The organism is Flavobacterium branchiarum, assembly GCF_030409845.1.
Lineage (GTDB): Bacteria > Bacteroidota > Bacteroidia > Flavobacteriales > Flavobacteriaceae > Flavobacterium > Flavobacterium branchiarum.
In genome coordinates, this window is sequence record NZ_JAUFQQ010000004.1 from 1 (window position 1) to 12,756 (window position 12,756).

At 33.5% G+C, this 12,756-nt stretch carries 16 protein-coding genes and 4 pseudogenes; 13 read left to right on the forward strand and 7 right to left on the reverse strand.

Annotated elements, in window-relative coordinates; translation table 11 throughout:
• The 12 genes and pseudogenes from QWY99_RS22270 to QWY99_RS11860 all read left to right on the forward strand — a co-directional run.
• Nucleotides 1-160, forward strand: a 160-nt coding sequence (locus QWY99_RS22270; protein WP_353960581.1) for a 5-fold beta-flower protein, incomplete at its 5' end; no start/stop codon positions are given.
• A gap of 602 nt (nt 161-762) precedes the next feature.
• Nucleotides 763-2,162, forward strand: a pseudogene (gnd, locus tag QWY99_RS11815) (NADP-dependent phosphogluconate dehydrogenase).
• Nucleotides 2,163-2,220: 58 nt separating this feature from the next.
• A complete protein-coding gene (locus QWY99_RS11820) occupies nt 2,221-2,334 on the forward strand; it encodes a hypothetical protein (RefSeq protein ID WP_290265595.1) in 114 nt (37 codons plus the stop codon).
• A gap of 349 nt (nt 2,335-2,683) precedes the next feature.
• Nucleotides 2,684-3,007 carry a glucose-6-phosphate dehydrogenase (NADP(+)) gene (locus tag QWY99_RS11825; protein ID WP_290265430.1) on the forward strand — a complete coding sequence of 108 codons (324 nt, stop codon included), beginning with the start codon at nt 2,684-2,686 and terminating at the stop codon, nt 3,005-3,007.
• A gap of 14 nt (nt 3,008-3,021) precedes the next feature.
• Nucleotides 3,022-3,680, forward strand: a pseudogene (locus QWY99_RS11830) (glucose-6-phosphate dehydrogenase (NADP(+))).
• 69 nt (nt 3,681-3,749) lie between these two features.
• Nucleotides 3,750-3,989, forward strand: a complete 240-nt coding sequence (locus tag QWY99_RS22275) for a 6-phosphogluconolactonase (protein ID WP_353960582.1) — start codon at nt 3,750-3,752, stop codon at nt 3,987-3,989.
• A gap of 142 nt (nt 3,990-4,131) precedes the next feature.
• Nucleotides 4,132-4,182, forward strand: a pseudogene (locus QWY99_RS11835) (hypothetical protein); the annotation flags it as partial.
• A gap of 982 nt (nt 4,183-5,164) precedes the next feature.
• Entirely contained in the window at nt 5,165-5,260 is a 96-nt protein-coding gene (locus QWY99_RS11840) for a type II toxin-antitoxin system RelE/ParE family toxin (protein ID WP_290265597.1), read from the forward strand.
• Between the two features lie 8 nt (nt 5,261-5,268).
• Complete coding sequence (locus QWY99_RS11845) at nt 5,269-5,370, forward strand: type II toxin-antitoxin system YoeB family toxin (protein WP_290265432.1); 102 nt, start codon at nt 5,269-5,271, stop codon at nt 5,368-5,370.
• A gap of 591 nt (nt 5,371-5,961) precedes the next feature.
• Nucleotides 5,962-6,401: pseudogene (locus tag QWY99_RS11850) on the forward strand (organic hydroperoxide resistance protein).
• Nucleotides 6,402-6,408: 7 nt separating this feature from the next.
• A complete protein-coding gene (locus QWY99_RS11855) occupies nt 6,409-6,927 on the forward strand; it encodes a nitroreductase family protein (RefSeq protein ID WP_290265434.1) in 519 nt (172 codons plus the stop codon).
• Between the two features lie 205 nt (nt 6,928-7,132).
• Nucleotides 7,133-7,402, forward strand: coding sequence for a MarR family winged helix-turn-helix transcriptional regulator (locus tag QWY99_RS11860; protein WP_290265436.1), 270 nt, complete (start codon nt 7,133-7,135; stop codon nt 7,400-7,402).
• A gap of 514 nt (nt 7,403-7,916) precedes the next feature.
• Here QWY99_RS11860 and QWY99_RS11865 read toward each other — a convergent pair.
• Together QWY99_RS11865 and QWY99_RS11870 are read right to left on the reverse strand one after the other, a co-directional pair.
• Nucleotides 7,917-8,408, reverse strand: a complete 492-nt coding sequence (locus tag QWY99_RS11865) for a type II toxin-antitoxin system HipA family toxin (RefSeq protein WP_290265438.1) — start codon at nt 8,406-8,408, stop codon at nt 7,917-7,919.
• A gap of 713 nt (nt 8,409-9,121) precedes the next feature.
• On the reverse strand, nt 9,122-9,295 hold the full coding sequence (locus QWY99_RS11870; protein WP_290265441.1) for a helix-turn-helix domain-containing protein: 174 nt from the start codon (nt 9,293-9,295) through the stop codon (nt 9,122-9,124).
• A 563-nt stretch (nt 9,296-9,858) separates the two neighbouring features.
• Between QWY99_RS11870 and QWY99_RS11875 the strand changes: the two genes are divergently transcribed.
• Entirely contained in the window at nt 9,859-10,014 is a 156-nt protein-coding gene (locus tag QWY99_RS11875) for a hypothetical protein (protein ID WP_290265443.1), read from the forward strand.
• Here the strand turns inward: QWY99_RS11875 and QWY99_RS11880 are convergent.
• From QWY99_RS11880 to QWY99_RS11900, 5 genes are read right to left on the reverse strand one after another with little or no spacing between them, the layout of a single operon-like run.
• Complete coding sequence (locus tag QWY99_RS11880) at nt 10,007-10,213, reverse strand: hypothetical protein (RefSeq protein ID WP_290265444.1); 207 nt, start codon at nt 10,211-10,213, stop codon at nt 10,007-10,009. The genes QWY99_RS11875 and QWY99_RS11880 overlap by 8 nt on opposite strands.
• Nucleotides 10,214-10,272: 59 nt before the next feature.
• Nucleotides 10,273-10,458, reverse strand: a complete 186-nt coding sequence (locus QWY99_RS11885) for a hypothetical protein (RefSeq protein WP_290265446.1) — start codon at nt 10,456-10,458, stop codon at nt 10,273-10,275.
• Nucleotides 10,459-10,481: 23 nt separating this feature from the next.
• A complete protein-coding gene (locus tag QWY99_RS11890; protein WP_290265448.1) occupies nt 10,482-10,709 on the reverse strand; it encodes a hypothetical protein in 228 nt (75 codons plus the stop codon).
• Nucleotides 10,675-10,827 (reverse strand): hypothetical protein, encoded by a 153-nt coding sequence (locus QWY99_RS11895; protein WP_290265450.1) that lies wholly within the window; start codon nt 10,825-10,827, stop codon nt 10,675-10,677. The genes QWY99_RS11890 and QWY99_RS11895 overlap by 35 nt, the downstream gene beginning before the upstream one ends.
• A gap of 46 nt (nt 10,828-10,873) precedes the next feature.
• Nucleotides 10,874-11,497 (reverse strand): hypothetical protein, encoded by a 624-nt coding sequence (locus tag QWY99_RS11900; RefSeq protein WP_290265452.1) that lies wholly within the window; start codon nt 11,495-11,497, stop codon nt 10,874-10,876.
• Between the last annotated feature and the right edge of the window lie 1,259 nt (nt 11,498-12,756).

The following is a 12,756-nucleotide window of genomic DNA, read 5'->3' on the forward strand; positions in this document are numbered from 1 at the left end:
AAAAAGCGATGGAACTGTACAGGATAGAAATCATTCAACTATTGGCTACATAAAAAGTGATGGTAAAGTCGAAGATCGCAATCACAGTACAATTGTTACGCTCGAGGTAAAAAATAAAGAATGGGCTGCTGTAGTTTATTTCTTTTTCAAGTTTGAGTAAATAACTTACTGACTACATTTATTTTAAATCATAATCCCGATAGCTATCCGGTACTATGTTAAGAAAGACGTTTCACTTAAAATAAAGCGCATAGCTATGTGAAAAAATATTTTCTTAAATCATTTTTATGAGCAAATTTATTCTGATGGCTATCGGAACTATGTCTCTATGTGTGTTAAATAGTTTTTCACAATTTTAGACGGATTCATAATCACTAAGATGCGACTTTATACTGCTTCTTTCAGATTCTATCCCTAAGTACTTATAAAACCTGCGATTTTCAGGAGTAAATCTGTTTTATCTGCATTCTGATTCGTTACCAACAACGGGTTAATAATACCAAGCTAGATTCCTCTTTTCAATAATCATAAATGCTATTCTTGAATGCAGCAAACGTAAATACTAGAGAACAAACACGTTTATTCTATAGTATTTCAACCTTTTTTTATTTAACTTAGCGCAACGTTTTTAGCTGATAAATAACCAATTATCAAAATAGAATTCGGTGTGTGTAACGCATTAAAAAAACAGCATAACTACTCATTATTTCAATGCATTGCAAATTAAAACTTACTAACAACTTAGTTCATTTAAAAAAAACTATGAACACATTTGATTTTGGCATTGTCGGACTCGGCGTAATGGGTCGTAACCTTCTTTTAAACATTGCCAGCCAAAAATTTGCTGCCGCAGGTTTAGATTTAGATACAGAAAAAGTCAATTCTTTACAACAGGAAGCTGACTCAGAGCATACATTAGAAGCAACAACAGATGTTAAACATTTTGTAGAGCTTATCAAGCGTCAAGAGCAATTATGTTATTGGTACCTGCAGGTAAGCCTGTCGATAGTGCAATTCAAAGCCTTTTACTCATCTGGATGAAGGTGATATTATAATAGATGGTGGAAACACTTATTTTACTGATACTGACAGAAGATTCCTTGAATTATCTGCTAAAGGAATTCATTTCTTCGGAATGGGAATTTCTGGAGGTGAGCAAGGAGCTCGATTTGGTCCTAGTATGATGCCTGGTGGTGATATAAAAAAGCCTACGAAAGACTTCGCCCTATTTTTGAAGCTATTGCTGCCAAAGTAGACGGAGAACCATGTGTTGAATATTTAGGAAATGGTTCTGCGGGTAACTATTAAAAATGGTTCACAACGGAATTGAGTACGGAATCATGCAACTATATTTCTGAATTTATGACCTAATGAAACGTGGTTATAATCTTGATGAAGACATATAGAAAACACTTTCAATGAGTGGAACCAAACAGATCTTAAATCATTCTTAATCGAAATTACAGGAGCTATCCTTAAAGTAAAAGAACCAAATGGAGAACGATTAATTAATATAATCTCTGATTGGGCTAATCTAAAGGAACAGGAAAATGGACTTCTCAAAATGCTATGGATTTGCAAGTACCAGTTCCTACCATGATGCGGCAGTTTTTATGCGTGATATGTCAAAAGCAAGCCTGAAAGAATTGAAGCTGCTACCAAATTAGTTTGGGAATGACAAACAAGCAACTGTAAACGCTCCCGAAGCGATTAGTGCCTTAAAGATGCATTATTCTTTTCTATCCTAATTACTTATGCACAGGGATTGGCACAGCTTAGAACTGCTTCTAAAGAATATAATTATGAATTAAATTTAGAGACCGTTACAAAAATATGGCGTGGAGGTTGTATCATTCGTGCAGATGTTCTTGAAGATTTCAGAAAAGCATTTGCAAAAACCCTAATTGCCAAACATTCTTTTAGATACTGACATTGCAGCTAAGTTCAATGCAACTCAAGCTGGTATTAGAGAAGTTATTCAATTTGCTGTTCAAAAAGGATTACCTGTAGCTGGGCTTATGAATTCATTAGCTTATTTTGATGCTTACAGATCTGAAAATCTTCCAACGAATATGATTCAGGCACAACGTGATTATTTTGGAGCACATACCTACGAACGCACTGATTTACCGGGTACTTTTCATACCCAATGGAATGATTAAGAAACTTTAAGTCAAAAACAATGAATAATGTCAAAAATACTGATCCAATATAATTGTTATTTTTGGATCATCCGGTGACTTAGCAAAAAGAAAGCTTTTTCCAGCATTTCAAAATCTATCCTCGATGGCCGTATGCCAGAAAAATTTCAGATTATTGCTTAGGAAGAGCTGAAAAAGTGATGAAGAATTTCGCAATTACGTAATAAAACTTAAAGAGTTTTTCAAGAAAAGGGGCGCTTTCTAACGAGGAAACAGAGAAATTCATTCTCATATTACCTACTTAAGACATGATATTGACAAGGAAGAATCTTATCACGAATTAGATGCAAAATTATCTAGTATTGATACTGCTTATGGTTCTACGTGCCAATAGATTTTTTATCTTTCTATCGCACCTTCGTTTATAGCAACAATTTCGGGTAACATGAAAAAGTTACGCTTGCAAACAAAGCAAAAAAGGATCGAATCATTATTGAAAACCTTTTGGTTACGATAAAACCTCTGCAATTGAACTTAATGAAATGCTATCGCAAACTTTTAAGGAAGAACAGATTTATCGTATTGATCACTACCTAGGTAAAGAAACCGTTCAGAATATCCTTGCGTTCCGTTTTGGAAACTCTATGTTTGAGCCCTTATGGAGTCGTAACTTCATAGATTTTGTTCAGATTACTGTAGCAGAAGAAGTAGGTGTTGAAGAACGTGGTGGTTTTTATGAAGGAGTTGGTGCCTTAAAAGATATGATACAAAACCATTTGCTTCAGATTTTGTGTATGACTGCCATGGAAGCTCCTGCTTCATTAGGCGCTGACGACATACGAAACCGCAAAGCTGATATGTACTGAAATCTATTAGACGTATAAAACCTGAAGAAGTTAATCACTACACTGTTAGAGGTCAATATGATGAAGGTTTAATAAAAGGCAATCCAGTTCCTGCATACCGAAATGATAAAGGTATAGCTCCCGATTCGAATACAGAAACCTATGTCGCTATGAAGATTTATCTTGATAACTGGAGATGGCAAGGGGTTCCTTTTTATTTGCGTACAGAAAAAGAATGCAAGAAAAACAATCTTCGATTATCATTCAGTTTAAACCTGTTCCTCATTCTTCTTTTTCTTATGATAACCAAGGAATGACTCCTAATAGACTTATCATAAATATACAACCAGCAATGGACATAAAGTTACAATTTATGACCAAAAAACAGGTTTGTCTCTTTCTTTACAACCTGCTGAAATGATCTTTGATTATTTCAATGTTCAACAATGTCACCAGAAGCATACGAAACTTTGTTATCAGATGCTTTAGCAGGAGACCCTACCTATTCATGCGTTGGGATCAGGTTGAACAAGCTTGGGATGCAATTGATACCATTCAGGAAGTATGGAAAAATAACGTCCCTACTGATTTTCCTAATTATAAAGCGGGAAGTTGGGGACCTGAAGCTGCAAATGAATTACTTGCGCGCCAAGGACATGCTTGGGTTTCGAACACACAGAATATAGAGAAATAAAAAAAATAAAATGATACACAATATATAATACTATAGAAATCATAAACAGTAAGGCAGCCGACATTTTTGTTGCATCTGCACAAAAAGCAATACTTTGAAAAAGGGCGCTTTACAGCTGTACTTACAGGGGATCTTCGCCTGCAGGAATCTATAGACTCTTGGCTTCTGACGAATACAAAAAACAAAATAGACTGGAATAACGTCGTTTTTATCTTTTGGGGTGACGAACGTTGGGTACCTCTTGAGGATGATCTTAGCAATGCAAAAATGTCTTATAATACCACTTTTAAGTCATGTGCCTATTCCTGAAAGTAATGTGTTTCCGATGTACAAAGATGGTGTTTCACCAGAAGATTATGCGGTTACGTCATGAGCAGTCTATTAGATCTATTTTAGGAGAAGATGGCAAATTTGATCTTTCTTACTTGGTCTTGGAGATGATGGTCATACCGCTTCCCTATTCCAGGTGAAGCAGTACTTGAGGAACAAACAAAATGGGTAGCAGCTTACCGTCTTGAATCTCAAAATATGCATCGCATTACGTTAACTGCTCCTTAATAAATAGAGCAGAAAAGATACTAGTTGTTGCTTTTGGTGAAAAAAGGCTCCTGCTTTAAAAGAAGTTTTTATACGGAGATTATAATCCTACTACTTACCCAATGCAGTTAATTAAACCTGTTTCTGGTGAATTATTATTTTTAGTAGACAATAGTGCGGCAGGACTAAATGGTCAAGTGCTACTGAAGCTATTTTAGGGCTTTCATAAATAAAAAATTCTGAATTAGATTATTTTATATTCATAGTGTACTGTCCAAAAAAAGCGATACACATTATTAGATAAAATTGAATATTAAACAGTAACAAAAATATTTTTGTTACTGTTTTTTTTTTGTTTTATAAGTACTCATTTTTTATTTTCAGAATGTATTTAACTCGGCGTCTATCTGGTTTTTTTTTGTAAAATCCTGTATGATTGAATAATTTAAACCATATTTTACTATAATTCGATACAAATACCTTTCTCTTCACATACTTTTTTTGTATTTATTATAGGTAGCAGTCCTTGTAACCGTTATGATTTGGTATAAATATTTCATACTTAAAGTACGTTTTAATGTAACTTTTTTGTACATTTGAACGTACAATATGTACATCTAAAAAATACACGTCATGAAAGCAGTAACTATATCAACATTAAGAAAAAACATCAAAGGTTATTTTGACGAAGTTTCGGAATCATCAGAAACAATAATCGTTCCCCCGAAATGAAGAAGAGGGTGCCGTTGTGATTATATCAATCAAAGAATATAATTCAATTATGGAAACCAACATCTACTTTCAACTAAAGCAAATAGAAAGAGACTTACTGAATCCATTGAACAAATGGAAAAAGGTAGCTAAAGACTTTTGACTTAGAAGAATTAGAGACTGCTTAAATATGGATATTTGTTACTAAGAACGGTTGGGAAGAGTTTGAATACTGGATTGAAAACGATACCGATACAGCAATAAAGATAAAAGAATTAATAAAATCCGTTAAACAAAATCCATTTACTGAATCGGAAAACCTGAACCGCTAAGACATGATTTGAAAGGCTTTTGGTCACGTAGAATCAGTAGTGAACATCGATTATTTATAAAGTATCAGGAAATAAAGGAGTTGACAGAAGTGCATCATACTTCAATGTAGATTCCACTACGATGATTAATAAGTTAAGCTCTCATTCGAGAGCTTTTTTTATACTCAATAACCAGATTTTAATGCAACTTTAATTAGGATACTAAACAAAACTATACCTATTTCGTAATAAATAATGGAAGTTCTTATGAACATAACGATTGGTAAAGCTCACTGATTACGATTAGAGAAATTTTGTAAATCCTTATAAGTATAAGTACAATGGTAAGGAGTTGCAGGATCAGCTGGGACTTAACATGACGGCTATGGACCCGTTAGATTAAAACATGAGTGATACCTGTCCCCAAAAAAAAACGACACACATTATTAGATAAAATTGTTATATTAAACAGTAACAAAATTATTTTGTTACTGTTTTTTTTGTTTTCAGAATGTATTTAACTCGACGTCTACCTCTGCTTCTTCCTCGACATTTTTATAATAAACAATTCCATGTAAGGAATTGATCCAAATGGTTTCATTATAAAAGAATCAAAATAAATAGAAGATTTAGACCTAATTACTGAGAATTAAAAAAATGTTAAATCAAAATTATATTGTGCACAATATAGTTTTAAGCAATACATTTGTAGAATTAAAACAATAAACAATGATAAAACATTATATAAAATTGGCGCTACGGCCAAAGGAGGAAGAAACGGGCACGTAAAAAAGTGACAATGGTGTACTAGACTTAGAAGTAAGAATGCCTAAAGGTCTTGGAGGTGCTAATGACAATTTATGCCAATCCAGAAATGCTGTTTGCTGCTGGTTATGCCGCTTGTTTTGATAGTGCTTTAAATTTAATAATTAAACAAAATAAAATTGACGCTGGAGAAACTGCTGTAACTGCTAATGTAAGCATTGGACAATTGGAAAATGGAGCATTCGGCCTAACTGCAGACTTACATGCTAATATTCAAGGTGTAAACTTTAGACCAGGCACAGTCTCTTATAGAAAAAGCGCATCAAATTTGTCCATATTCTAACGCTACCGTGGTAATATGGATGTTACATTAACTGTTTCAAACAAACTAATATAAAAAAAAAATGGCATTAATAGAAGATTTAAACTGGCGACATGCTGTAAAAGCATATGATCCTACTAGAAAAGTAAAACAAGAAGATATTGATAAAATTGTTGAGGCAGCACGTTTAGCACCAACTTCATCTGGACTACAACCTTTTAAACTTATTGTAGTAGAAAACCAGGATATTAAAAATCAATTATCTGAAGGATCATTAAATCCAGAGTGCATGAGAGAAGCTTCACACATTTTGATTTTGCGGCCTGGAACCGATATACTGAAGAACGCATTGACAAAGTTTACGATTTCACTACAGATGAAAGAGATTTGCCACGCGGTCGTTTTTGAGAGCTATACAGACAAATTAAAATCTATTTATTTAGCCGAAGAGGCTGAAAAAAACTTTGCACACACATCGCGTCAAACTTATATTGCACTTGGGCTGGCACTTGCTCAAGCTGCAGAATTGAAAGTAGATACCACGCCTGTAGAAGGATTTGATAACGCGGTTATTACAAGGTTCTTCAGCTTGATAACCTAGGATTAAAAAGCGTTTCTCTTATGTATGTAGGTATTGCGGATCCTTCAAGAGATTGGATTGGTTTCAATGAAAAAAGTAAGAATTCCGACAGAAGAATTTGTAATTGAATACAAATAAAACCCAAAGACAAATATTTTTATTATTGTCAAAAATAACGTAATTACAGTAGTTTAAACTCATTTCTGTAATTTTAAGACTCTTAAAAATGGAAGACTTTTTAAAGTTAGATAAACAAGTATGCTTTTCAATTTATGTATTGCATCGTGAAATTATGCAGCATTATCGGCCGATATTAGAGGCTATTGATTTAACCTATCCACAATATATAACCATGATGGCATTATGGGAAAACGGACAGCAGACCGTTAACCAACTCGGCGCAAAGCTTAATCTAGATAACGGGACAGTAACACCATTACTAAAACGCTTGGAAGGGAAAAAATTATTAACACGTAACGCGAAGCAAAGCAGATGAACGTGTTGTATTGATTGCACTCACTGAGGAAGGAAAAAATTTAAGAGAGAAAGCTTCTTCTGTACCGATGCAGATTTTTACAAGCATTACATCTAGATTTGGATGATTTACACCAGCTAAAAGCAATGTCTGATAAAATAGTCGAACGTGCACAAAAAAAAATTCCGACCGCTCAAATATCTTAGATAACTGTAGCGTGGAAATTCTTTCCGTGTCCACAAAGAGATTCATATAACTATTACAAAATAAGCCATTCCATAACGGAGTGGCTTATTGTTTTTATAGCACTTTTAAGTGTACCAAACTGTTAAAATAGAATTCAAGTTAGCCTGCATTCACTAAGAAATCACTAGGGTCTTTGATGTTTTAAATAATCAAAGGTGAAAAATCTTTGATTATAGATGACCGAACTTTTTCCGGAATTAGAAATTCCCCTGAATATCCTCCCATTGTGCAATTACATTTTGTACTTCCTTGATTATTTTGATTGGATTCTTAATTGCCATTTCCTCGGCTAAAGGAAGTACATCATCAAGAAGATTTTAAGACGTTTCCATTTATCGATAAAGCACGAGGGGTGTTTAGAATTTACGAAGTGCATCAATTGGATATGTAACATCATAGGCTGGCCCCAAATTCCAGGCATCTTTCTCTTCATATAGATAAAACTGTGGTTTTTAAGATGGTCATCTGTATTAGCGAATACAACATTAAAAATCATCCTTCTATACAATTCCCTGATATCTTTATGTGGCACCTTGAGTCCGACAGCAAGCTGAAAAAGTCTTTCGTAAGATGAATGCTCAGGCTTTCCGTAATCCCAACCTGTTAACCCCGAAGCAGTCAATACATGTTGTTTCCGCCCATTTTGCCTGTCATAGCGCAATGTAGCAAAATGTTTATCTTCAATAAGTTTACATGGCATCATTTCAATACCTGCTTGCTGGGTCAGTAAATAATAGACATATTCTACTTTTTCTCTATTGTAGTCCCCGGCTTCATCCATAAAGAGCTTTACCAAATAATGATTGTAATTTCAGAATACTCAACATCACCCGGATAATTTGCAGCGTCTGCTTATGCTCTGATACTAATATTTTAGGCCTGGCTCCCCCAGCTGAAGTTCTAGCTTTAATATATTTAAAAGTGCAATATCACTGAGGTTTTCTCCAGAAGTATCCTTTTTTATTTCTAATACCTGCTGCAGTATGGCAACTATCTCATCGAAATTTACGTTTTCGGTTTTTTGGGATTTCGGCTACTGGTCTGTACTCTAATGCTCCATACCTCTATTGGCAACATAACTCAGCTGATCCAGTGGACTAATTTTATCAAAAGATAAATCCTGTGCTTCAAACCACTCTTTGAAAATAATATTTCCAAACATGTCCGGAAGCGAGTCTGCAATCATTGGCGGAAGTCCACGAAATGTTTCTCCATTGAACTGTGTAAATACCTGTGCGTGTTTATGTCTTTTAAAAATAAAAGGAAACATTCTACTATATCGTCCAGAATCTAAAAATTCCGAATTTATACTGGAAATAACTTTTTTTCATCTCCACTGTATCCTAATTTACCAATTTCAATTCCAAAGGCAAAAACATCTATAAGTTCATTTGCTGCCATAATTTAGTATAAGGAATTAATATTATGGTTTGAAATATCAGTATCAACAACAATTATAAAGACTCTCTAGCATATCAAAATGATTTACTACCTTTAACAAAGTATCAAGAGTAACATTTTTACTTCTTCAACTTTTCTAATAGTAAGTCTTGACATTTCTAATACTTGTGCTAGATCTTCCTGAGTCATATCATATTTTTGACGATATTGCTTACACCATTCGCCAATCTTAAGTTTTACATCTTTAATAGTTATATTGTCTAACATATATCTGTATATTATAATATAAAAATATAGCAAAATTTACACAAAATATATACTTTAATATACTTTTTACACCTCATATATTATTATACATCATATAGATTTCAAAAAGAGATACCAGTATCACATTTTGAAACAGTTATTTACCCGACTGCTAAAATATTTAGACAACGGTACCGCGGAAATTCTTTCCCTGCCCACAAAGAGATTCATAGTAACTATTACAAAATAAGCCATTCCATAACGGAGTGGCTTATTGTTTTTAGAACAAGGTAAAAATGTACCGAAAGATTAAATTATGTGCTCAGATGTATCTGTAACAACTAAGAGAGTCATCATAGAAATAAAATCAGGATTCACGGATCTCCTCCCTCCCTCTATCAACTTTTTCGATATTAAATTCAAAGATTGATACCTTCAATTTACGTCATCGCAGAAAAGACTTTTGTTCTTAATACCAACTGATGACATCCGTGTTCCAAATGAAAACTCCACAGTTTTTCAAATCTCCTAAAACAGTACCTCATTTTGGAACAGATATTTACCTGTTAAAAAAAAGCTACTAATTGGAGAATTTTTTAGTATTGATTTTCTTTTCTTTTACTTTTATAACAAACTCGGGTACGATTACAATTTCACCCGCTTTTAGAGTAATGTTATGGCTTGCTTCTTCGCAATATGCATTAGCAGGTAGCGATTTTTCATCAATAGTGATTACATAATTACCAATTGAAGAAATGATATGTACTTAACATCATCATCAGTGTATATTTTTTTTACTAACTGATTGTCTTTCATAATGCTAAAAGAGATACCAGAAGCGCGGTGCTGAAAATCAACCACAGTTGTAGTATTGTAGGTAAAGGAAACTCTTCCTTGCATTTTTCCACTTTGGTGAAGCGGAATCGAAAGGTTGTGCACATGTCGATCAATTTCAAAAGTAGCATCGTCATAATACCAGCCATCTTGAGTGAATTGCTTTAAATAATAGGTTCGTACGGTACTCTCTTATAACTTGCCATTCCGTTAGTATTAGTTTGTAGGGCAATTTTATTGATATTAATCATATAATTTGCAGGGTATTTTTCACCAGCATCGTATTTATTATTATTGTTAGTATCATAATACACTAGTGCTTTAATGGTACTTTTTTGATCTGGATTCAATGTAGTTTTCTGTAGATTTACTGTTACACCAACTTAAAAGTCAGGGTATTATTGCTTAGAGATCCTACAGAATAATTGTACCAAGAGGAGTTCAAAAAAACACCAAATGCTTTTGCGTTATACTTGGCATTGATAAAGGCAGAAGGTGATTTACCATAAACAATATCCTTTATGTAAGAAACTCCCGTGCTCAGGTTTACTTTGTCGTTTGCAAAGTTATTGTTGTAAAATAAAGACATTGTAAGTTTCATAATTCACACCGTTTCCAGCAATACTAGAAAAAGCATATTCAGATAAATAATAGCTACCTGATTGAAAAGTAGGAATTAATATTAAAATTTCTATAACTATAATTCGTATTATTTTCATCTGAAACTGATTTTCAGTTTGCATTGGGTACTTCACAACACCAGTTTCAAGTGCTAAAAACGGCTGATTGTCGCGATGAATTTACTAATCCATGAAAATTGCTCGACAATACGGTTGGCGTACATTTTTTGGTTTGCATTTTTGTCTGAATTTCAAAAAAGCTGATTGTAACTATTAGAACTTTCCTCTTGATATTGATACCTAGATTAAGACTGAAATCTCTAAATTTAGGAAAACGGTTTCCTATATCGATTCGATTGTTTGCCGATTTTTGTTGTGTTTCAAATGAATAGTATTTAGGTGCAAAATCAGAAAGAATAACATTTGCATATAGATTATGTTTTTTAATATTGGTCGAAATATTCTGGCTGCAATAGCATATTTCCTCGTCGGTTTCCGGGATAATAATCAGAGCTGTAATAATAATTCCCGTTGATATTGAAGTTATATTTTTCCAGCATAGTTTGTTTCTCAGCAAAAGAGGTTTTAACGAAATTTGTATTTCATAAACACTCATTGCGCCGTTTACTTTTGCATTCAGTTTCCAATTTGGATTGAAATCATAATTAACATCAGTTCCTAGAATATTATGTTTTGCTTTCGAATGGATCATAACGGTACAAGTAACTCGTCGCGATGCATTTCTTGAACTGTTATTAGAGTTAAGCATTCCTTTGCATAAAAGCCGTAACCATTCTTAGCCAACTATTTTCTTCTATCAAATTATAATTTTGATCAACAAAACCCACTTCAACTTTTTGATTTTTTTCGAAAGTATGGCATGTATTCGGCACCTCTACCAACAAGAGTCATTTCTAGGAGTTTATTAATATTACCAATCATATATTGATTTCCTTCTTGACGATAGGTTAAACTGGTATTTGTCACTAAGGAATTTCAAGCGTATTTGATAAAGCTATTCCCTTGCATAAACAGATACCCGATGGAATATTGACTCCACCAGATCCTTTTATTGATAAAAATTCGAGTCCGCCACCAAACCTCCTGTAACTAGAGGTAATTTGGTTTTGTGTTTCTCTAAAAAATAATAAATAAGTCGCTTGTTATTGTTGCACACTTGCGATATTTTGAACGTCTAACTCGTGTTGCCAAAAATTTCTTTATTGATTTCTAAATCCTGATATGCGTATCGAATAGCTAAGATTGTTTAGCCAGTTCTCTAGAAGGAAGATAGATGAAGGTAAAGATAGAATCTTTTTTTACAGCGATATCAGCATTCTGTTTCTAGGAATAAATTACCATTTGTTGGATCTGGAATTTACAAACTAGAGTAATATTTTGCTTGATATTCCCTTTATTACTAACCTTCAATTTTACTTTTACGGTTCATTGTTTGATGATCGGTAAATCGAGGTTTCTAAGGAAAGTAATGATAAGTGTATTGTTACTTCGATTACTTTTTTGGTACTTTGCTCTGCAAGCAATTTTCCCGAAGAGTCGATTAATTTACAGACAATTAGGAAGATCCGGCAACAGCATCATCCTCAACAATAAACTTTAACGGAATGTGGCGTGTTTCATCAGGGGCATTTTCAATTTCCAGACCTTGATATCCAACGTTTCTAAAACCTTTAGGTAAGGTAAATAGATCTTTCCATTTATCTTTCTAGTGTTGTATTTTAAACAATATGACCAAACTTAATAAGGATTTCTTTTTGAAAAGAAGCATTTCGGTCTATCTCCATAGTGACCTTATTTTGAACCTGTTGTGCATTCAAATTGTTTACGAGTATAAACAAAAAAAAAAGATTGATAAAAGTTTAAAGTTACAAGAAACGCATCTTTTTAAAAGTTTTTGTGGGGTAATCTCATATTGTAAAGTAGTCGAATAATCGTATGATTTGGCATAATCAAACGCATGTCCTGAGGCAACGTAAAATACTTAATGTCGTAGCGGTAAGACATATA

Bases quoted from the DNA above. Each gene is read 5' to 3' on its own strand.
- QWY99_RS11825 (WP_290265430.1), top strand. From the start codon at position 2,684: ATGCTATCGCAAACTTTTAAGGAAGAACAGATTTATCGTATTGATCAC.
- QWY99_RS11855 (WP_290265434.1), top strand. From the start codon at position 6,409: ATGGCATTAATAGAAGATTTAAACTGGCGACATGCTGTAAAAGCATAT.
- QWY99_RS11860 (WP_290265436.1), top strand. From the start codon at position 7,133: ATGGAAGACTTTTTAAAGTTAGATAAACAAGTATGCTTTTCAATTTAT.
- QWY99_RS11865 (WP_290265438.1), bottom strand. From the start codon at position 8,408: ATGGATGAAGCCGGGGACTACAATAGAGAAAAAGTAGAATATGTCTAT.
- QWY99_RS11870 (WP_290265441.1), bottom strand. From the start codon at position 9,295: ATGTTAGACAATATAACTATTAAAGATGTAAAACTTAAGATTGGCGAA.
- QWY99_RS11890 (WP_290265448.1), bottom strand. From the start codon at position 10,709: ATGAAACTTACAATGTCTTTATTTTACAACAATAACTTTGCAAACGAC.
- QWY99_RS11895 (WP_290265450.1), bottom strand. From the start codon at position 10,827: ATGAAAATAATACGAATTATAGTTATAGAAATTTTAATATTAATTCCT.
- QWY99_RS11900 (WP_290265452.1), bottom strand. From the start codon at position 11,497: ATGCTTAACTCTAATAACAGTTCAAGAAATGCATCGCGACGAGTTACT.